The 20,561-nt window shown below is 58.4% G+C and carries 13 protein-coding genes and 1 tRNA gene; 5 read left to right on the forward strand and 9 right to left on the reverse strand.

Going from position 1 to position 20,561, the window contains the following annotated elements:
• Positions 1-148 precede the first annotated feature (148 nt).
• The gene (locus GGR30_RS20970; protein WP_246414086.1) at positions 149-538 is read left to right on the forward strand and encodes a metallophosphoesterase family protein; all 390 of its coding nucleotides are present in this window, start codon (positions 149-151) and stop codon (positions 536-538) included.
• Between the two features lie 147 nt (positions 539-685).
• On the forward strand, positions 686-1,411 hold the full coding sequence (locus GGR30_RS20975) for a hypothetical protein (RefSeq protein WP_183490824.1): 726 nt from the start codon (positions 686-688) through the stop codon (positions 1,409-1,411).
• Positions 1,412-1,540: 129 nt separating this feature from the next.
• Here the strand turns inward: GGR30_RS20975 and GGR30_RS20980 are convergent, their stop codons facing one another.
• Genes GGR30_RS20980 through GGR30_RS20995 form a run of 4 tightly spaced genes read right to left on the reverse strand, consistent with a single transcriptional unit; the run spans position 1,541 to position 8,685 of the window.
• Entirely contained in the window at positions 1,541-2,074 is a 534-nt protein-coding gene (locus GGR30_RS20980; protein ID WP_183490826.1) for a 3'-5' exonuclease, read from the reverse strand.
• Positions 2,071-4,290 (reverse strand): DEAD/DEAH box helicase, encoded by a 2,220-nt coding sequence (locus tag GGR30_RS20985; RefSeq protein ID WP_183490828.1) that lies wholly within the window; start codon positions 4,288-4,290, stop codon positions 2,071-2,073. Before GGR30_RS20985 ends, GGR30_RS20980 begins: the two co-directional genes overlap by 4 nt.
• Positions 4,287-5,597 (reverse strand): ATP-binding protein, encoded by a 1,311-nt coding sequence (locus GGR30_RS20990; RefSeq protein ID WP_183490830.1) that lies wholly within the window; start codon positions 5,595-5,597, stop codon positions 4,287-4,289. The genes GGR30_RS20985 and GGR30_RS20990 overlap by 4 nt, the downstream gene beginning before the upstream one ends.
• Positions 5,598-5,607: 10 nt before the next feature.
• Positions 5,608-8,685, reverse strand: coding sequence for a TerB N-terminal domain-containing protein (locus GGR30_RS20995; protein ID WP_183490832.1), 3,078 nt, complete (start codon positions 8,683-8,685; stop codon positions 5,608-5,610).
• A 219-nt stretch (positions 8,686-8,904) separates the two neighbouring features.
• Here GGR30_RS20995 and GGR30_RS21000 point away from each other — a divergent pair, with 219 nt between their 5' ends.
• A complete protein-coding gene (locus GGR30_RS21000) occupies positions 8,905-9,642 on the forward strand; it encodes a DUF2971 domain-containing protein (RefSeq protein WP_183490834.1) in 738 nt (245 codons plus the stop codon).
• A gap of 93 nt (positions 9,643-9,735) precedes the next feature.
• Here the strand turns inward: GGR30_RS21000 and GGR30_RS21005 are convergent, their stop codons facing one another.
• On the reverse strand, positions 9,736-14,901 hold the full coding sequence (locus tag GGR30_RS21005; protein ID WP_183490836.1) for an AAA family ATPase: 5,166 nt from the start codon (positions 14,899-14,901) through the stop codon (positions 9,736-9,738).
• 1,158 nt (positions 14,902-16,059) lie between these two features.
• Here GGR30_RS21005 and GGR30_RS21010 point away from each other — a divergent pair.
• Positions 16,060-16,875 carry a metallophosphoesterase family protein gene (locus GGR30_RS21010; RefSeq protein WP_210288135.1) on the forward strand — a complete coding sequence of 272 codons (816 nt, stop codon included), beginning with the start codon at positions 16,060-16,062 and terminating at the stop codon, positions 16,873-16,875.
• A 190-nt stretch (positions 16,876-17,065) separates the two neighbouring features.
• Here GGR30_RS21010 and GGR30_RS21015 read toward each other — a convergent pair.
• Positions 17,066-17,141: transfer RNA gene (locus GGR30_RS21015), tRNA-Ile, on the reverse strand.
• A 383-nt stretch (positions 17,142-17,524) separates the two neighbouring features.
• On the opposite strand from GGR30_RS21015, the gene GGR30_RS21020 reads away from it, so the two are divergent.
• Entirely contained in the window at positions 17,525-18,259 is a 735-nt protein-coding gene (locus GGR30_RS21020; protein ID WP_183490838.1) for an SIMPL domain-containing protein, read from the forward strand.
• Between the two features lie 3 nt (positions 18,260-18,262).
• On the opposite strand, the gene GGR30_RS21025 is transcribed toward GGR30_RS21020, so the two are convergent.
• The 3 genes from GGR30_RS21025 to GGR30_RS21035 are packed head-to-tail and all read right to left on the reverse strand — an operon-like array spanning position 18,263 to position 20,427.
• Positions 18,263-18,685 carry a secondary thiamine-phosphate synthase enzyme YjbQ gene (locus GGR30_RS21025; protein ID WP_183490840.1) on the reverse strand — a complete coding sequence of 141 codons (423 nt, stop codon included), beginning with the start codon at positions 18,683-18,685 and terminating at the stop codon, positions 18,263-18,265.
• Between the two features lie 50 nt (positions 18,686-18,735).
• The gene (locus GGR30_RS21030) at positions 18,736-19,665 is read right to left on the reverse strand and encodes an electron transfer flavoprotein subunit alpha/FixB family protein (RefSeq protein WP_183490842.1); all 930 of its coding nucleotides are present in this window, start codon (positions 19,663-19,665) and stop codon (positions 18,736-18,738) included.
• Between the two features lie 12 nt (positions 19,666-19,677).
• Positions 19,678-20,427: an electron transfer flavoprotein subunit beta/FixA family protein gene (locus tag GGR30_RS21035; RefSeq protein WP_183490844.1), complete on the reverse strand. Its 750-nt coding sequence runs from the start codon at positions 20,425-20,427 to the stop codon at positions 19,678-19,680.
• Positions 20,428-20,561: the final 134 nt, after the last annotated feature.

The following is a 20,561-nucleotide window of genomic DNA, read 5'->3' on the forward strand; positions in this document are numbered from 1 at the left end:
AGGAACTTGACCACAACCGCAGATCCGAAACATACCTAGCAGGCGGGTCAATTCTAGGTGGAAACGCCGGGTCAGTTCTCAGTGGCAATCAACAGACTTCGCGCTTCATGGCGCGCCTGCTGCGGCCATGGCGTTCGCCAGAACACGGATGAATGATTATCGCTATATCCGCAAACCACCCCGGTACGGCAAGATCCAGCCATCAGACACGGTGCTCGTTCACGGAGATCATCGGCGCTGGCTGGAGGACCAACTTACAAAGCCGTTTGCGGGCAAGACAGTTGTGGTCACGCATCACTGTCCACATCCGGAGCTGCTGTCAGATATGCCAAGTGAGTTTGATCCGATCTACGGCTCGGATCTTCGGACGCTGATCACGAAGCACAATCCTGATGCCTGGTTGTTCGGGCATACGCATCGTCAGCGTGAAGCCGTTGAAGGCGACACGATCGTTCGCAATGTTTCGCTTGGCTATCCCTCGGAGGTGGAGGCCGGGCAGGAGGCTGAACTCTTGATGCGGGGCATGATCGATGTCTGATCTCGCCGGCAGGGCGAAGAGCGACGGTTTGAAGCGAACGACTGATCATTCGGTGGATTCGGCAGAGGATTGGTGATTGTTTGCCGGTCTTGCCGCAGCGATCAGAACGTTTAGTTTGGCACCGACCTCCGATACAGAGCAAACCCCATGATCGCGTTTCAAACCCTGCCAGACGACCATCCTGATCTGGCTCTGTCGCCCCTGTTACGCGGTGCTTGCCTGATACTAAACTATGCCGCGGAACATGGCGGGATCGGCTTGACTGCGACCAAGGCGTTCAAGCGAGACTTCGTAAGGTGGGCGGTGGAGAATTTTGAATGGCCAGGCAAATCAGCCGAAGAGATGTTCCGCTATCAGTCGGTCATCAATGAAGCTGATTTCCCGCCCGTCGATATGTTGCACTTCCTGCTGATCCGCCTCCGTCTGGGCCGCCATTACAAGGGCATGTTCCGCGTAACATCCGAAGGCAAAGATCTCGCGGCACATCCCGGCCTGCTGTTCAAACGGCTCATATCCTTTTTCGTGCTCAATATTGATCACGCGGCCTATTCCCGCCTCGGTGAAGGCGTCTTCGGCAATTGGGATGTCTGGCTCAATGTCATGAATGTCGAGATCGAAGACGGGACGAGCGAAGACAACCTGTTCAGCTGCTTTTATGGCGAGGCAGAGACCGGCAATGACCGGCGCTGGCGTGAAGTTCATGCATTCGGTGCTTGCGTGCTCAAGCCTCTGGAATGGAGCGGCTTGATCACCGCGCAAGAACTTCGCGACCAGGATAACAAGCTGGAATACATCGTAACGAAAACAGCCCTGTGGTGCTCAGGCCTGAAACTCGAGACGGACGACCTCGTTCAACCCATGACACGGCACTGAGAACGATTGAGGTGCATCCTCCCCGCACGAAACGCCGGCCAACATCCGCATACTGTTGCTCAGAATGGCTGCCTTCGGCAGACCTTGCGATTTCACCCTGCAAATTGGCAACCGCCGCGATTCGAGGGATTATCCAGATTGCTGTTGCTCGCGTACCTGCAAGGCCTTGAGCCAGCCCGAAGCCAGGCGAGCACTGTCGGCGCCGGCCCGATGAGGCACACGCATGCGCTCGAGCTTTTCGTATAGAAAATCCAGGGCAAGGCCATCGAAATGAGTGAAGCTCACAGCATCGTAGTCTTCGACGGTGATCGCTGAAGGTGCCCAGCGTGCGGCGCCAAGAAGACGGCTCAGCCAGTCGGTTTCGAGCCTTGGAGCATCGGAAACCAGAATAAAGCCCTCGATTTTGGGCATCAGCTGTTGAGCAACGTTTTCAACGGTCGGGGCGGTCTCCAGATCCGACATCGAAATCCCATGCACAGCTTCGCTTTGCTTCGACCAATCCGCACGATTCCAGACCGATGCTGGTCGTATCAGCGACGACCATGTCTGCACCTGGTTACCTTCAATCCATGATATGCCGACTTCGATCGGCCAGCTCTCTGCCGAGAGAGACGAGGCTTCGAAATCCAGGGCCATGAGTGTTTCGATATTTTTGCCGATCATCGATTTCGTGCGGTCTGTTGCTGCGTCGACGCCAGAATTTCAGATGCAAGGCGGATCGCGCCAGTCTCATCCAGCCGGCAGGAAAGCGCATCCTGTTGTAGCAGGTCTGCGCTCAGAAACGGGTGAAATTTTTCAGACTGTGGTTCTGCCTGTCGGTAGAACAAGGAAAGCCTCTTGCTTTCTGCAATCAAAGCAAGCGCGTCCTCAAGCCTGAGTTTAGCTTCTTTCGTGCGAACCTCGATAAACCCGTCATAGATCGATGTTTCAAATCCGAAGCCTCCCAGCGCGAGCGCCAGTGTGTTGGTCACGACACTGCCCTTGCGGGTCGCGATGAGATGGCTATCTTCCCCAGTGGCAATAATGCGGTGGAAACCTGCTTCTGTCAGCGCGAAATTCCCTCGCGCTTCGGCAAGGAGTGCTGCCGCCTGCTTGCAGAGGTAGATCGGCACGGCTTTGCCTTCCAGAACCTCGAACATCTTCTCCACCACCTGGTTATGGATCTCGCCGGGATCGCCTCCGAACAATGGCGGCGCACCTGCCTTCGATCTTGTTACAAGAATGACCTTTTCCCTCTCGTGGATCTCGACAATTTCCCATCGCCGTCCCGAAAAGATGATGGTCATGCCAGGCGCCAGGATGTTGTCGACAGGCAAGGTGCCGAGATCCTTGCCCTGCTCGACAAGGCGAAACTCCTCCGGCGTCTTGAACACGGCGTAAAAGCTGTAATGCTCGACCAGTTTCTCGCCCTGTCGGCCAAGGAAAAGCAGGCCGTTGTCGGACTGCTCGATCAGCGCAATGTCTGAACTTCCAATCTGTCGCAACACGGCGAGGAACAAGGTGGTGTCGACCGCATAAAACGGCCCCTTGCTGCATAGCGTAACGTAAAGACGTTCCGCGCTCGCGCCACCACGCTCGGCAATCACCGCAAGGATTTGATGAACCAATGTCGAAAGATGAAGCGCTGACGAGCGCGGGGGCTCATACCATTTCTGAAGATAGAGTTCGATCATGGCGATGGCCCGCACCAGTCCGAGCCGAAACCGGTCAGCAAGGTGACTGCTTTTTTCAAGCCTTGCTTCAATCTGATACTGGCGCAGGATCGAAGGTTGGCCGGCACGGCGGCCAGACCGCCCCAGCCGCTGCGCCAGCGATGCAACCGTGAACGGGGCGCCGATCTGCGCGACGCAAGTCACCGAACCGATATCGATTCCGAGTTCGAGCGTGGATGTACAAACCGCCGTCGTCGGCAGGCTCGCATCCTTCAGACGTTTTTCGACGAATTCACGGTGTTCCTTGGAAAGAGATGCATGGTGGGGATAGAACTCCTGCGGAAGTCCCTGAGCCTCGCCGAGCAGGCGCAACCGATCGGCATAGAGTTCAACTTTTCCTCTGGAGCCGGCGAACACCAGATTGTTGGAGCCGCGCAACTTCTCGAACAGATGCATGGCGATCGCCGCCTCGGCGGAACGATCATCTTTCGCCGCAACCTCATCCTCAGGCACTTTTCCACCCGTGAGGTAGCCTCTCAGCTGCACCTGAAATTCCGCGCCACCGCCCGCTGCCTCACACAGAACCACATCATCGGGTGCTTCTCTACGCAGAAAGTGACGAGCAAGACCGGTGTCGCCGAGCGTGGCGGAGAGGCCGACCCGCCGGATTTGCCGCCCCGTGGCGATTTCCATACGGTTCATCAGGGAGCGGAGTTGAATGCCGCGTTCCGAATCGAGGAGCGTGTGCAGTTCGTCAAGCACGATTGCCCGCGTTGCGCCAAACAAGGTCGCGATCGAGCTACCGCGGCGAACGAACAGCGCTTCGAGTGATTCCGGTGTGATCAGCAGAACCCCACGGGGCGCTTTGAGCGCGCGCGATTTTACACCGGAGCCGATATCGCCATGCCAGGGAACAACCGCAAGCTCGGCCTCCCTGCACATATCCTCAAGGCGCCGGGTTTGGTCGTTGATCAGGGCTTTCAGCGGGCCGATATAGACAAGGTCGAAGCCGTGGTCCTGAGCTGGTTCTTCAAGCAAGACGTCTGAAATCAACGGCAGAAAAGCGGCTTCAGTCTTCCCTCCTGCCGTTGCCGCGGTGATGATAACATCGTTATTCGTGCCGAGAATGGCGTTAATGCCTGCGGTCTGAACCGGTCGCAGCGAGGGCCAGCCCTGCTGCCGTATCCATTTTTGAAGCGGGGGTGCAAGTCGGTCGAAAGCATTCATCCGAGTTTGAAGCTGCTCAGTTCGTCATCCGATTGGGGCGCCACACCTGCACCATCTTCAATGTCGCTCATGTCATCGCCGGTGTCATTGGCGATCTCGATCTCCTCGATCAGGTCGCTCCACTCCGTGCCCGGATTCTGCTGCAGCACTGCGACAAGATTGACGAAGGCCGTCACCGTGTTGCGCGGTGTCCGGAAATAGGCCTCGCCGATCCTTTCGGAACAATGGCGCATGAAGGCTTCGAGCGCGGCATCCGGCAACTGCTGCCCCTCGTCATGGGCAATCAGGTTGACCTTGCTCAGCAACACGAACAGGTCTTCAGGCGTCAGGCTGGAAAGCCGGACCACAGGCCCTGAGAGGTCGACCAGGCCATCGCGGGCAAAGCTGTTTTCGGCGAGCCGGGATTGCAGCGCCTCGTAACTGTAAAGCCCGCGCCGCGTGTTCATCAGGAATTCCGGCGTGCCGCCCATGATGAAGCCGAGATGGCTGGCGCTGCCCTGCAGAACATCATTCAATATTCGCAAAATCTGCTCGTAGTTGGCATTGCGCGCCTGAGAGGATGTCAGTTTGAACAGGTTCACCATTTCGTCGAGAGAAACCAGCAGGCCGCTATATCCCGCCTCGCAGACGAATGCGGACATCAGTTTCAGGTGATCATAGACATTGGCATCATCGATGATGGTGCGCACGCCAAGCGCATTTCGGGCGTCTGTTCGTGTCGCGAACTCACCACGCAGCCAGCGAAGCGCTGCCGACTTGAGTTCCTCGTCACCGGTCTCGTGTCCCTCCCAGTATTTGCGGATCACTTCGGCGAATTCGAAGCCGTTGGTCATTTCCTCAAAATGCGCCAGCCGCTCCCGGATCAGTTCGCCTGTCGCCTTGTCCTGTTTTTCCGCATCCCGCTGCAATTGGCTGACGAAGCGCTCAACGACGCTCGCCATTGCACCACCATCCGGCTTGGTGCGCGAGGACAGGTTCCGCGCCATTTCGCTGTAAAGGCTACGTGCCTGACCACCGGTCGCGTGCAGCCGCCGATCAGGCGCAAGATCGGCCGACATCACGATCAGCCCCTTTTCGAGGGCAACGAGGCGGATGAGGTTCAGAAAGAAGGTCTTGCCGGAGCCGTATTCGCCGATCACGAAACGGATCGCCGAACCGCCTTCCGCGATCCGCTCCATATCCCTGACAAGTTCCTCGATTTCGCGGGCACGACCGACCTGGATGTGTTGCAGCCCCAGTCGCGGGACAACGCCCGCCCGCAATGCCTGGATGATCGTGTCGCGTTCCCGTCGCTTTATGGCAGCCATCTGTTCCCCCTTAAGCCGGCAACTGCAATTGCCGGACGATATCGGTATTCAACTCGAAACCTTCGTATTCCTCAATAAGCGCATCGTCGTAGCGCGAGAATGACCATTCATTGATCGTTTCCAGTCCACCGGCCGCCATCAGGCCATGCTGACTGGCCAGCATGTTGAATTCCACCTCCGACCACTGATCGCGAGTGACAAGCTCGATCACGAAACCCGCGTGAACCGGATCGAGGCCAGGCAGAACGTGCTGCTGCACGTCATCATGCGGCTCATCATCGAGATCATCGTCGATATCGGAAGCAAAGATGGCGCCCAGAACAGAGGAGACGCGTTCGGTATCCTGGCGGATCGATGCAATTCTGCCGCTGTCGAGAAAATCGGGCCGGGCCTCGGCAGGTATAGTCTCGCCCGGCTCGGCCGGCTGCGCGCGCAACAGAGTAACCGGTTCATCTGACGCCGAAAGCGCGTGAATGTCGGAGTAGACCTCCGCTTCGGAAATACCGAGAAACTTGTAGATCTTCTCGATCGCGGAGACCTCATCGGCTGCGACCACATTGTCGGCGTGAACCATTGCCACAATGGCCCTTCTGATCGCGCCGCTCTCGGCCGGAGAGACGTTCTGCAGGCTCTTGCGCAGCCCCCTTGCGTCAGGCGGCACGGAAAGTTGCCAGGCAAGATTGGCTGTCAGGCGATTTCGCTCGGCCTCGTTCAACGGTTTGTCGTCGATCAGGCGTTGCAGGGCCATGCGTTCGGCTGGCGCAATCTCGTTGTCGGCATGCGCGATGAAAGCGCCGACCGTCAGTTCGGTCAGCGCCTTTTTATATCCGTCGCTGACACTCTCAAGATCGCCGTCAGCTTGCTCAAAAAGCATCACCGGATCGCCGATCTTCGGACCGCGCGGGGCAAAGCGCGGATCGGGAGAAAAGCCGATGCCGAGCTGTGCAAGGGCATCGGCCGCGCTCACAAGCTGTTTCTTTCCGATCTTGTCAGGAACCGAGCCTTCCAGTTTGGCGATGAGATCGACCAGTGGTACCAGCCCGCCACCGTCGATGATACCGTGTGCCCAACGCCTGATCTCCTCGAGATCGGCGGAGGGGAACAGCGGCCACAGGGCTGGCGGAAGCAAGGCATGCGCTTCGACGCTCCCGCGCCCTTCAGGATTTCGACCGAGATAGCGGCTCAGCTTGTCGAGTTCATCGATGGCGTCGTCCGCGATTGACTTTGCCGCGGTAACAGGCGTTCCAAGGCTGGATATATCAGGGATCGGCTGACCGTTTGCTTTCGGAAGGAGCTCAACCTCAAACTCCGAAGACGCCGCCCGGTAGGTAACCTTGAGGTCGCGTTTGGGCTTGCGGAGCTTAAGCCCGTCCGGATGTTTTTCGTTGAACTTCAGGCCGAACAGTGCACGGAACTCCTCCGCACAACGCTGTGCCGGGGTACGTCCGTAACATTCCGGGTGGCAATACCAAAAGCTCAGCAGCTGTTCGGACGATAGTCGCCCTCCTTCAGCGATTGTCGTGCCCAGCAGGATTTTGACCGGAAGCGGCAGCTCGCCGCTTTCCGACCCGAACGCCAGCTCAAGCGGACGCTCATCCTCCACAAATGGAGCCGCGGCTTCCAGAAAAAGGCCAAGATAGCGCCGCGCCGAATGGTTCTCGGAATAGAGCGCCTGAAGACGTTCGACCTCGCGGACTATCTCCAGCTTTTCAGGCATACCGGGCTTGTCGACGAAGAACCGGCGTTCGAGACCGTAAAAATAGAGAAACATGTAACCGGCGTCATATCGGGCATCGTTACGACCCGACGCGAGCCAATCGAGATATGTCCCGCGGGCGATCGGGGACATCTCCGAATAACTCGGCCAATACGGCATGCTCGTCCCAGCGATGTCGCTGCTGCCCGATGAAGCTTTCAAACCGGGATCGATATATGCCCGGCATTTTTCCTGATAGCGACCAGCCCTTGGCGGTGTGCCGACATAGACCATCCCCGCGATCGTGCGCCCGGCAATCTTGACGGTCTCTCCGGGCGGAAGCCAGGCGCCCTGCTTTGCAAACCACCCACGATCGGAGGTCTCGCGCTTGCTGGTCAGGCGATCGGATCCGGTCTCGGCATGCAGCCCACCAGCGCTTCGCCGGTCAGCGACCGTAGAAGAGGCCGAAACAGGATGGCTTTTTGAAGCAAAGAGACCTGCTGCAGGATTGGCATTCGCTAGTCTGAAGTGACTGTCATCTGCTTTGCGCTTCGCAGAGGTTGACGCCGATGTGGCTCCGCCACCGACACGGTTCATTCCAGTGGGGACTCCCTTGCTCGACGAAGATACTGCCTGGCGTCCGAGCGGCGCAGTTGAATACGCCGATGCCGAACGATTTGCGGACGCGAAATTGCCCTCGACCGCGTCGTTTTTCGCATCAGCTTGCGCGATCTTTCTCTTGATACGTCTGCGCCGGAGCCAGATGAAAATCAACAGAGCGGGAATTGCGATTAGAAGAGCGGTCTCAAGCGGGTCATCTGACGAAGACGTCCCCCTCTCTCCGACGACCGCCTTCGGCACCTCCGTCGGGGCTGACGGCGGAGGCGGAAGAGTCTCGGCGCTATCACCGTTTCGCCCTTCCTCCGCAAGCTCCGGCGCAGATGAAGGAGCCGGGCTCTCAAGGGGAGGCGACAGGGCGCTTGTGTCCTCGGCAGGGAATTCCTCTTTGCTTTCCGACTCGGAATTTCCAAAGGCATCGACCGGCGCCGTCTCTTCTTGGTTTAATGGGGCCGGTTCCTCACTGACAGCCGGGACCGTCGCTATGGCGGGCGGATCTGGCTCTGACTCTTTCCCGATTGCCGCCTGCGTGGCCGCATCTTGCATGCCGGTTTCCGCCAGGCCGTGATCTGCTTGGAACGCTTTCAGTGCCGCACGTGTCTTGGGACCATCGATCCCGTCCACCGTCCCCGGCCTGTACCCATTTTCGGTCAGGAAACTCTGAAGTTCTCGAATAGAAAGTTCTTCTGCTTTAGCTATCGGCGCGAACCAGATCACCGCGCCAGCGAATAAAACTGCCAGACACTTCCAGAGTTTCGCCCCCACCTCACTCATTGCAAGTCCACTTTCAACGCATTGCTCGGAGTAAGGCCAACATTGCGTTTTTTGACCTCTTCTTGCAAGCACTCCTAAATATAGCGACCTATGACTTTGGCGACAGTCGGCTCGATATAGGCCAAGCTGGACTGGTGCAGCCGAGGCGGCGTCTGATACTCGCGATCAAGCTGCCACAACTCCAAAAAGCGCGGCGGTATAAGCGTGAAAGGTGCATAAATGAAAACCGATGGCACAATTATCGGCGACATCACACGGCGCACCACCATCTACAGGGTGTTCCCGCGCAATCGCTTCTTTGAACTCTTTGACGAGAAGAAGAACGCCTTGGTCTGGCCGACCATGTGGGAAGACCCGTTCGAGAATTTCATCCTGAGATCGCCTGTCCGCACTGCCGCTGGCGAGACCGGAGAATTCGCCTTCCACGAGGATGTCTACGGCCAGTGCTGGACGCTCAAGAAGAGATCGGATGCGATGTGGCGCATCTACTCGCCGAGAACGGATGCCGTCCGAGTCAGAACAACGGTTGGCAGACTGATCGACAGCCTTTGCGCTGCCAACAAGGGTGTGACCAACGATAGCTGCTTCATCGGCAAGGTCGACTATCCGCCTGATTTCAAGCTCCAGAAATTCGCGCGTACGGTCTTCAAGGACGGTCTGACCGCCGAAGCCGTTGCCAGGTCCCTGCTTAAAAAACGGGATCCCTTCGAACACGAGGCCGAAGTCCGGCTGATCTATTTCGAAGAACAAAACAAAAAGCACGACGGCGGCGTCTACAAATACGCACTCGACCCGCATGCCGCGTTTGACCAGTTCATGATCGACCCGCGTATGTCCTACAATAAATTTTGCACGTTCAAGGACGAGATCGTCGCGCGAACCAGCATCGACGAAGCACGAATCAAGCGTTCATTGCTCTACAAACCGCCCGAAGGCTTCGTCGTCGAAGTACCGTGACGGAGAGGACGAGCTTGGGTAGCGGTTAGGGGCAGGTCAATAGCCCCCCTCGTGGGGCTGGTCCACCACCATCGTAGTGTCCAGACTACGAGCCTATCGACGTGGGGTTTGACTGTTCGCTTCCGTTTGGATCCTAACTTCCAGCTCGTGGGCCTCTGATACGCCCAAGCTGACGAGACACCCTAGGATGGCATCGATGCGGCTGCGTGACAGGTGAGACTGACCATAGAGAGAGGGATCATCGACCGCCGCCGCCTTCAACCATTCAGCGACTTTTCGACCGATACCGAGCTCATGCCACATCGAGCGGTCGCCGTTCGTTACATCGAGCCAAGTTTCGACCGCGTTCAAGAGGAAATCGAGATGTCGTGCTGTCGGAGCAACGTTCAGGGTGTTCATCGTGCAGAGTGCGATGAAGGCCGTAGGACCGCCTGAAATCATCGGGCGTAGCGTTTCAAGAAGCGGATCAACCCGGTCGAAGACAGCCGGAACGAGATAAGATTTTGCTCCAGAAAATGGGTTGTGGAGGTTCATCAGCAACGTACTGATCATTGGACCGGTTTGTAAGTCGATCCCGAGTTCTAACCGGCGACGATCCCAAGACCATCGATTCAGCTCAATCGCCCGCGCAACCATCTTCTGCCGCAAAGCGGACGCCCGAGCTGACGGCCGATGCGGCTCATTGAAATAGTGAACATCAGCGGCATGTATGACCGTTTCAGCGACATCGCAAAATGACCTATCAGGTAGCTCAGTTATCGGCGTAAGAAACGACCAGAACTGATCCTCCGCGGCGTCCATCAAGGCAGATGATACCAGGGCGTAGAACTGATTGTTCCAATCGCTTGGCGTCTGACTGAGTTCAGCATCAGCGGAATAGCCGTGACCATTCATTCGTGCTGACCAAGGCGCATAAGATTCAATGATCTCAAGGTACCAGCCCGGCCGAGCGCATCCTTCAACATTGAGCAGACTCAACCACCGTGAAAGCTCTTGGTCGTTGGCGTGAACGACCGCCTCCCTGGAGCTACGCCTCAGGGAGACATCGTCACGTTTGAGGTCAATTTGTTCACCGTTCGGTGAGATAATCGCACGTGGCCGACGAGAAAATGATGGTGTCTCTTCCGGAAGTTCTGGCCAAGTCGGCTCAGGTCCGCCATCGAGCCAAGCGATCTCGGCTGCAACCGCGTCAGCGTCCATCCCCGCTTTCTCCTTCTCGTAAGCCTCTCGAGTAGAGGCGGCCTCGTCATGGGGATTCCAACGCCAACGGCAGCAGGTGAAAGCTATACGGACTGCAGCTTTTATCAGGCGCGGATCGGCGTCACTGATGCTTTTATGTGCTGACGTCATCGCAACTACGGCGGCCTGGTTTTGTCGAGCAACAATCCTCAGTAGCTGGTCGCGGTCCTCGACCCGCCGTCTCCGATGCCAAAAATGGATCAGGGTGCATATGCCCTGCGCCGGGCGATTGTAGTCCAGCTGTTTGTTCGAGCCGTAGCGGTCAACCTCTTCCGCCAGGCTGGTAGCGATCACAGTTCGGACCCAGTCCTTGTGCTCGTCCAGAAGTATATCATCACCGTCCCGCGCAACAAGCATGGCCGTCGAAATCAACCGCGTCGATCGTGACTTGAGATAATCTGTATCGCTGTAGTCAGGCAGATCGCCGGCAGCGTATTCGAAGGCCTCCCGTGCCAGCTCCGGCGAACCCTTCGTTGGATCGCTGATAGCCAACTGAATTCTCGCCTCAATCGTGCTGGAACGCTCATGCGCCTGTCGGCGGGCATCGAGCCGCTCGAGATGTTCGGCCTCAGCCCGTGGCGACCTGTAAGCGAGGCCTCCTTCTACCTCGACCCAGTTCGCTTGGTCGAGCATGTTGAGTGCATAGGATCCTATGAAGGCTGGATCCCCGAAGTCCGCGTCGTCGCCATATGCGCCGATCTCATTGACTGCCTCAGCCAATAAGGAGAGCACCCTTTGCCCGGGCTCGTCCTCGCTGAGGTAATAGGGGATGAGTTGCTCAAGCGCTATGAAGCGTGATCGGCGCTTCGCGAGATCGGCAAGCAAGACGCGGCCTTTGGGCTCCTCCTGCAACATCATCGCCGCTCCAAGCCTCTCCAGGGCCAAGCGGTTGCGATCATTGGCAAGCAGGTCGGGGTTAGCCACAAACGGCACGAGCGCATCGCGCGTCACCGGCCAGTGAGATAGAAGCACGTCGAGCGCGATCAGCAGATATGCGGCGCAGCTACCTTCCGATCCAATGATGTCCCTGACAACCGCGTCAACATCTTCGCCCCTGTCTAGGCGCTCTTGTGACCAGGCTTCGAGCGCCATTAGGCCAGACGACGCAGCGTATCCCTGCGCTTGGCTGGAGCGTGACCAGTAATAGGTCTGTACCCATGGAAAGAAGCGCGGCTTCCCGTCAAAGACGATCGTAAAGCCGTCCGTTCCCACCTTCACGCCATCCGCGCGGTGCGCGACCGCCGCGTCAACCAGTGTTCGGATTAGGCCGAGTCCGATCTCAGGGTCTGCATCGAGCAAGTCGAGAAAAGGAGGCTGCGCTGGTGACACCGGCATGTAGTCGGTATCCGCAAAGCCGAACGCGCCGTTCAGGGAATCCCCTCGTGATCGGCCTCGACGTGGCTGTCCAATAAGACTGGACGTGATTAGCGCCGCAAGCTCGTTCGGCGCGACGCTGGCCAAGGCCTTGCTGAACGGCCGCATTGCCTTGACCTTGTAGTGATCGTTCTCTTTCGCGATCGCGGTCAAATAGGCCTTCGTGTCTTCCGGCGCGTGTGGCGCCATAAGAAGCGCCATGGTTCGAAGATCTTCGATCATCGTCGTGCGCGAATGGCGTTCTAGCAGCGGCGCATCTGCGGCACCCGGGATCGTGATGTTGGTGTCACGCAAGTCGAGCTGCATCAGCCAGCCGAAGAGCATCTTCGCCGTTGCCCGTCCGAGTTCGCGTACGCTCATGATCGTGAGGAATTGGACTTCAGCGAGCTTCACGATGGCAGCGATCGCGTGCACTGGAATTTCGCTGGCATTCACAGCGCACCACGTGAGAACCGTGGGTGCCGATAAGGTCATAGCGATGCGAAGAGAGCTCGGTGCCTCGAATGGAAGCTCAACGCCCTTTGCGGTGACTTCCTTGAAGGCGGACGCTGCGGACATCGTTTCAGTTGCGACGATAGCGGTACAGATCTCGACGAGGAGCTCGCCTCCATCGGCAAGCAAAGCAGCGCGGCAGCGGTTGAGAAGCTGCGATGTCAGCTCGGATCGTACGATCGCCATGAGCGCTTGGCGGCGCCAAGCATCATGGGCGCCTGGTTGCGAGAGCGCACCAAGGAGGGCCGTCCAACTCGAGCCATCCTGTCCCAGTTCGAGCGCGAAGCGCCCGGCAAACTCGATGCCACGCGCCACCCGCGGCGATGGCGGCACGGAAAGATCGACGCTGTTAAGCAATGTGATATCTTCATTGAGGCGAACGCCGATCGCCCAGTCGCGCAGCACGTCATGGTGGAAGCCGAGACGGTCGCGCTTGGGTTCGGACAGGGTCAAGCTACGCAACAAATGGGTTCGTGCCGGCGTATCCGTCGACGCCTCGATCAAGTCCTGCCCCGCCAGAGCCGCTTCTGCGAGCTCGGCCAAGAGCCGTTGTGCAGGGCGGATATCATGTGCCTTGGCGCCATCTGCACTTTTCCACCAACGGTCTGCGAGTGCGGCCTCTGTGCGGATGTCCGCCGAGCTCCGAACCTTGAGCAACTGCGACAACCGATAGAGATTGCGCGCAATGCTCGCGGCTGGGTGGTCATTTGAGAGCAGAGTGCGCAATTCTGGGGCAGCATCACTTAGAGTTTCGACTTCGTCTTGATTAAGTTCGCCCACAACCACTTGATGGGGTTCACCGAGCGCCGCGAGCGCATCCTCGGCGACCCAACTGGTATCTTCAGCACCAACTTCCGGCCGTTTCGACACGACCACAGAGAAGCCTGGGACTGAAGCAATTTCGCGAAGCAGGTCGTTCACTGTTCGGCGGCGCTCGTCAGACGTGAACATCTCGATTCCGTCGATGAACAATACGCCTCCGCCGCTGGCAGCAAGGTCCCGCAGAAAATTCTGGGCGGTCCCAGGAAGGTCGAGACGTTGCGCGAGCGCCGACCAACCTCCGTCCGGCGTTCCTGCAGGATCAAGGACGATGACTTGCCCCTCGCGTCCTGTCCGCTCCGCGAGATGTCTCAAGACCCAAGACTTGCCCACGCCCGGCTTGCCGGTGATCTCTATGAAGCGATGCTTTTCTCGGGCTTTCTCAAGATCGGCCAGCGCGCCGAGTCGGGGAAGATTTACGCCTGCTACTGTGGTCCCGATCTCCATAAGTGCGTGGCGCGACATTTCCGCCAATTTGGCTCGCGCGAGCGCGAAATTCTGTTCGCCTGCGAGACAAAAACCGCGCTTCGTCAGCCTTTCCATGAGAGATTGACGCGAGATTGAGCCGCGAGCTTTACCAGTCTCAATGACAATCTCAATGAGATTGCTCCAGAGCGCTCCAGCGCGCTTCGCATCCTCGGGTGCGAGTACCTGACCGGACAATGTCAATGCATGGGCCTTTGCCTCGGGTGCAGCAGACTCGAAATCAAACTCGAGGATCATGAAGCGCCGGAGAACGGCCCAGACGACTTCGTCCTCGTCTACCACCCCTTGAGCCACAAGATTATTCCGGAACGACTCTGCAAAACTACGCATCTCTTCACTGGCGACGCCCTTTAGGGCGAGCCGTGCGAAAAACTGACTGCCGCTCTGAGCTCTGCGCGCCCATTCGAGCACGTCTTGATAAGGGCCGGAAATCGAATAGCTCGTCCTCTGGGTCGCAACCGCAAGCAGGTGGCGGTCCGTCGGTTTCTCAGCTGGATTACTGCGCACGATCTGTTCACAGACGCTTTTGAAGATAAGGTCTTTGGGTGAAAAGCGGATCGTGCGTTTCGACTGGATCTCGAGGATCGCGGTGCCCTTGTCCGATACGCCGTGGACGATCAGGTCATCGAGGGCATAGCCTTCGTTCTCTCCTTGAAGTTGAACCCGCTCGATCCTGGCATCGGGGAGGCCGCGCGCTACGCTGCCCGCCAACATCTGCAGGAGATAGTAGGCTCCAAGTTCGCCCTCAATATAGGTGCCGGCACCACCGCGTCCGACGGGACTGGAGCCTGTCTGTTCCGAACTTGTGCTTTCCTTTGGGGACGGGCTCATCGCGTCGGTCGTCTTCAAATCATTCCTGTGGTTGAACTAAGCGATAGCGTAATCATCGAATTATTTCGATTATTTTCTAAGTTATGCCTTCTTGGTATCTCAGAAGAAGTAACCTCGATTTTTGAGTTTTCCTCTCTGAGGCGCAAGTATTTGATGATCCGAAGATCTGGAATCCATTCGTTATGATGAACTCGCTGGCCTGAATTTCCGGCTAATATCCGCATTCCCAGGCGATCGGAGATCCCCTCGGGCCCGGCTCGCAACGGTCGTCTCTGAATTGCGGACATCGGCACCCGCCAATTTACTGGTTGGCTTTTGCCTTCGTTGGTAGCTGGCGCTAGGATCAAGCTACGGCCCAGATGGTTCAGGCATGGGTACCGTTTCCGTATCATCGCAAGAATGGGTATCATGGGGGAAGGCGTTGTCACAGAATCCTTATCTACGAAGCGATCGTCTACCGGATGTAATCGCTGCGATCACAACTTTAGGAACCTACAAATTCTACAAGTTGGATTTTGCGGGATGGGCAAATCGCATAAGTGGGCCGGTGAAAAGCGCAGATTATTGGGAAGCAGTTTTTCGTGAACATCCGGAATTTTTCCGTGTCAATTCCGACGAGAGGAAGGCTTCCCTTGTTTGGCGGCGTCAGCATCCTAGAAATTTTAATGTCGATGAAGAGCGTGAGCACATACCCGACCACGAAATCGATGGAACGAATGAGAGTAGGATCAGTAGGAGGCCATTGGCTGCTGCTGAGATTACAGCTCTAATTGGAGTGGCGATCAGCCTGCACGAGCGAGCACTTGAGCAGAATAAGGCTAGGATGTGGTGGATACCGCTAGCTACCGCCTTGCTTGCGTTCCTGGGTGGTCTCGTGGGCACATGGTTGGGAAGCTAGAGGCCTTTGGGCATTGGCTCGTGACATATGGCGAACCAATGTCAATTTTAGTCTTGCGTTTGGAAACGTTTGCAGTGTGAGCACAAGAGGGCTTTCACCTGTTTGCCTTGCTCGATTAACGCTTGCTTTCAGTTCAATGAAAAGTCGGTTTGAAGGTCTGCGACGGAGGCGCTTTCCAGACTGGCCGGTTTGTGTGTTACGCGATAGCGATCCAATCGTCCGAATGCTAATCAGGCAGCAACAACCACACGAAATGGCAATACCGAACCAGAGCGCTCATGATGCGAATACTCGTCACAGCCGATTGGCACCTGGACTTCTGGTGGCGAAGCTATCGCGATCCTTTTGCGACGTTCAGGTCCATTTTCGATGGGCTTGATGCTCTTGTGCTGGCGGGGGATCTCGCGAACAATCCATTGCAGAACTGGCCAAGGGGCCTGGAGCAGCTGGCACGCCTGATTGATCCGGCAAAGGTATTTATCCTGCCGGGTAACCACGACTATTATCAGTGGCAGCTGGATGGCGATGAGCGGCTGAAGTCATTTGTGAAAGATGCCGGCATGCGCTTTATCCAGAAGGAGGCGCTGGAGCTCGGTGGGGTTCGTTTCCTTGGTTGCACGCTTTGGACTGATTTCTGTTTGAGTGGAGATCGGGAAGCCGCAATCAGGCAGGCGAGCTATCGCATGACCGATTATGATCGGATCCGGATCAACGGGAGAATGGTGCGCCCGGATGATACGATCGGAGTTCATGCGGAGCATCTCGAATGGTTGACGCGAAAAGTCCGGGAGCCTTTTGACGGCCGCACGGTCATCGTCAGCCATCATGCGCCCAGTCCATGTGTGGTGGGACCTGTCGATGATTTGACGCCTTGTTTCGCTTCCGATCTGGATGGGTGGATTTTGCAGCATAGCCCCGACTTGTGGCTGTTTGGGCATACGCACCGCCACCTGAACGGAGAAGTCGGAAGGACGCCGATTGTGAACGTTTCTTTCGGGTATCCGGAAAACGTCAGTGCTGGTGCGGAAGCGAATGTTTTGCTGCGGGGTCTGATTGACACAGACAAAGCCGGACTGTTGGCGCGGGAAGCTTAGCGCCGGCTGGGCGGCGTTACGCGGCATCTATTTTTCAATTCATGGGTAAGGGGCGAAATCAGCAGGCGCCCGATTTGGAAGGCGACGAGGCCTCCAAGGCATCGCCGCAAGCGGCGAATCGAAAGACCGACTTTTGTCGCAAAGTCGGCGTTTCCGTGTCGGACGACAACAACAACGAAACTCGAATTTTTGGTGGGCCTGGAGGGACTCGAACCCCCAACCAAGCGGTTATGAGCCGCCGGCTCTAACCATTGAGCTACAGGCCCGACCGGCTGCTTCCAACAGGGTATTGTGCCGGCGCCGCGCTGGCAATGGCTCCTGGCGCGGTCATTCCGACTACCCCAAATTCAAAAGCACGGCAAGTCTCGCCGCAGGTTCGCTGAGGAAACATCCGGGCGATATCTTGCGGCAGGCGGCTGGAGGCTTTGAGTGCCGGGCTGCAAGGCCGTTCCGCGACCTGCGGGAAGGCCGTATGGACAGCCAGCTCGCCGTGAGAGTTCCGGACTACGGAGGGACGTCGCGGGTCAAGACAAGTCAATCGCCGGGTCTGCGACTTCGGGCATGCCGCCTGAAAGAGGTCGCGTTGCCGCATTGGCTTCACAATTGCCGGACAAGACTTGGACAGGACATAATCAAGGAGGGACTTCCCATGGCCAATCTTCCGGTTCGCATCGCCACAGCCGGGCTCTTGATCGCGCTTCCGTTTGCAGGCGGCACTGCGCTTGCCCAGTCCTCGGAAAATCCGGGCACCATCTCGATCTCGGCAGAGGGTGACGCGACGCTTGTGCCCGACATGGCGACCGTCTCGCTTGCGGTCGTCAGCCAGGCCGATGACACGGCCACCGCCATGACCGAGAATGCCAGCGCGATGCAGAAGGTGATTGCCGCGCTGAAGGAAGACGGGATCGCCGAAAAGGACATCCAGACCGCCAATTTCTCGGTCAATCCGCGATATCAGCAGGTCAAGGCCTCCGACGGCTCGATGCAGAGCGAGATCGCCGGCTACGAGGTCCGAAACGCGCTGAGCGTGAAGGTGCGCGATCTCGCCAAGCTCGGCGCCGTGCTTGATCGGGCGGTCGCGCTCGGAGTCAATTCCGGCGGTGGCATCTCCCTTTCCAACAGCGATCCGTCCGCCGCCGAGGACGAGGCGCGGCGCGAGGCGGTGGCAAATGCGCTCGCCAAGGCGGAGACCCTTGCAGAAGCCGCGGGCGTCTCGCTCGGCGACGTGCTTTCCATCTCCGAACAAAGCTCCATGCCGTCCCCGGTCATGTTTGCCCGCTCAGACATGATGATGGCCAAGGCCGAGGGCGCGCCGCCGATCGCCGCCGGCGAGAACACTTACACGATTACCGTCAACATGACGCTGGCGATCGAGCAGGAATAGCCCTCACGGCGACAGGTGCAGCACGATTTCGCGGCGGTGCGGACGATCGCGGTGCTCGAACAGGTAAATGCCTTGCCATGTGCCGAGCACCGGGCTCCCGCCTGCAACGGGGATTGAAAGCGAAACCTGCGTCAGCGCCGTCTTGATGTGGGCCGGCATGTCGTCCGGCCCTTCCAGCCGGTGGACGAGATAGTCCATTGCCGGGTCATCCGTGCGCGGCACGAGCCTTGCGAAATAGGCCGAAAGGTCGCGCTTGACGTCGGGATCGGCGTTTTCCTGGATCAGCAGCGAGCAGGAGGTGTGGCGCACGAAGACGGTCAGCAGGCCGTCATCGGCGGTATTGGCGCGCACGAAGCGGCAGGCCTCGTCGGTGAATTCATAAAGGCCCTGTCCGCGGGTCTGAACGCTCAGTCGGGTCTGGGGCATGAGTTTTCCTTTGTCGCGCCGGCCTTCTGATAAGACCGGCGCGAAACAGATCAGAGCGCCTTTTCGAGCTCGGGCAGGATCTCGAACAGGTCGCCGACAAGGCCGTAATCGGCCACCTGGAAGATCGGCGCTTCCTCGTCCTTGTTGATGGCGACGATCACCTTGGAATCCTTCATGCCCGCCAGGTGCTGGATGGCGCCGGAAATGCCGCAGGCGATGTAAAGCTCGGGCGCGACGACCTTGCCGGTCTGGCCCACCTGCCAGTCGTTCGGCGCGTAGCCGGCGTCAACCGCTGCGCGCGAGGCGCCGACGGCGGCGCCCAGCTTGTCGGCGACGGGCAGGATCACCTCCTGGAATTTCTCCGACGAGCCGAGCGCACGGCCGCCGGAAATGATGATCTTCGCCGAGGTAAGCTCCGGACGCTCGGATTTGGCGATCTCGTTCTTCACGAACGAGGAGAGGCCAGGGTCTTCCGCCGCGCCGACGGTCTCCACCGGCGCCGAGCCGTTGAGCCCGGCAGCGGCAAAGCCGGCGGTGCGCACGGAGATCACCTTCTTGGCGTCGAGCGATTTCACGGTTTCGATCGCGTTGCCGGCATAGGTCGGGCGCTTGAACGTGTCCGGCGCAACCACTTCGATGATCTCGGAAACCTGCATCACGTCCAAAAGGGCGGCGACGCGCGGCAGCACGTTCTTGCCGGTGGAAGTGGCGGCCGCCATGATCACGTCATAGCCATCGGCAAGCGACAGGATGGTGGCGGAAAGCGGTTCGGCCAGGCTCTCTGCCAGCGCATCGCTTTCCGCCAGCAGCACCTTGGAAACGCCGTCGATCTTCCCGGCCGCTTCGGCGGCTGAAGCGCAGCCCTTGCCGGCGACCAGCACATGGATGTCGCCGCCGATCGCGGCTGCGGCCGTTGCGGCCTTAGCGGTCTGTTCGGAGACGGTTGCGCCGTCATGTTCTGCAATGAGAAGAATGGTCATGGTCGTTTCTCCTTACAGCACGCCGGCTTCGTTCTTCAGCTTGTCGACCAGTTCGGCGGCATTCGCCACCTTGATGCCGGCCTTGCGGGCTTCCGGCTCCTCGGTCTTCAGCACTTCCAGGCGACGGGCGATGTCGACGCCGAAATCCGCCGGCGTCTTCTTGTCGACCGGCTTCTTCTTGGCCTTCATGATGTTCGGCAGCGAGGCATAGCGCGGCTCGTTGAGGCGCAGATCTGTGGTGACGATCGCCGGCAGCTTGACGGTGATGGTCTGCAGGCCGCCGTCGATCTCGCGGGTCACGGTCGCTTCGCTGTCGCCGACTTCGAGCTTGGAGGCGTAGGTTGCCTGGCTCCAGCCGAGAAGGGCGGAGAGCATCTGACCGGTCTGGTTGCTGTCGTCGTCGATCGCCTGTTTGCCGAGAATGACGAGGCCGGGCTCTTCCGCCTCGGTCACCTGTTTCAGGAGCTTGGCGACGGCAAGCGGCTCGACGGTCTCGTCGGTGGCAATCAGGATGCCGCGATCCGCGCCCATGGCAAGCGCCGTGCGGATGGTTTCCTCGGCCTTTGCGGGGCCGATGGAGACGGCAACCACTTCCGTGGCGACGCCGGCTTCCTTCAGGCGGAGCGCCTCTTCCACCGCGATCTCGTCGAACGGGTTCATCGACATCTTCACATTGGCGAGTTCAACGCCGGAGCCGTCGGGCTTCACGCGTATCTTGACGTTGTAGTCGACAACCCGCTTTACCGGGACCAGAACCTTCATCTTCTTCCTCCTGGATCAGGGCCAGATGGCCTCAATCGAGACTTCAAGAGCCGGAAACAGCTTTCCGGCGTGGGGTGAGATTGCGGACTTTCGACCGCGCTCGCTTGCCAATGGGCGACATGAATAATTTCATT

It is taken from the genome of Martelella radicis, assembly GCF_014196625.1.
Classification (GTDB): domain Bacteria; phylum Pseudomonadota; class Alphaproteobacteria; order Rhizobiales; family Rhizobiaceae; genus Martelella; species Martelella radicis.

Excerpts from the sequence above, each read along its gene's own strand:
- GGR30_RS20970 (WP_246414086.1), top strand. The coding sequence starts at position 149 with ATGAATGATTATCGCTATATCCGCAAACCACCCCGGTACGGCAAGATC.
- GGR30_RS20975 (WP_183490824.1), top strand. The coding sequence starts at position 686 with ATGATCGCGTTTCAAACCCTGCCAGACGACCATCCTGATCTGGCTCTG.
- GGR30_RS20980 (WP_183490826.1), bottom strand. The coding sequence starts at position 2,074 with ATGATCGGCAAAAATATCGAAACACTCATGGCCCTGGATTTCGAAGCC.
- GGR30_RS20985 (WP_183490828.1), bottom strand. The coding sequence starts at position 4,290 with ATGAATGCTTTCGACCGACTTGCACCCCCGCTTCAAAAATGGATACGG.
- GGR30_RS20990 (WP_183490830.1), bottom strand. The coding sequence starts at position 5,597 with ATGGCTGCCATAAAGCGACGGGAACGCGACACGATCATCCAGGCATTG.
- GGR30_RS20995 (WP_183490832.1), bottom strand. The coding sequence starts at position 8,685 with ATGAGTGAGGTGGGGGCGAAACTCTGGAAGTGTCTGGCAGTTTTATTC.
- GGR30_RS21000 (WP_183490834.1), top strand. The coding sequence starts at position 8,905 with ATGAAAACCGATGGCACAATTATCGGCGACATCACACGGCGCACCACC.
- GGR30_RS21010 (WP_210288135.1), top strand. The coding sequence starts at position 16,060 with ATGATGCGAATACTCGTCACAGCCGATTGGCACCTGGACTTCTGGTGG.
- GGR30_RS21020 (WP_183490838.1), top strand. The coding sequence starts at position 17,525 with ATGGCCAATCTTCCGGTTCGCATCGCCACAGCCGGGCTCTTGATCGCG.
- GGR30_RS21025 (WP_183490840.1), bottom strand. The coding sequence starts at position 18,685 with ATGCCCCAGACCCGACTGAGCGTTCAGACCCGCGGACAGGGCCTTTAT.
- GGR30_RS21030 (WP_183490842.1), bottom strand. The coding sequence starts at position 19,665 with ATGACCATTCTTCTCATTGCAGAACATGACGGCGCAACCGTCTCCGAA.
- GGR30_RS21035 (WP_183490844.1), bottom strand. The coding sequence starts at position 20,427 with ATGAAGGTTCTGGTCCCGGTAAAGCGGGTTGTCGACTACAACGTCAAG.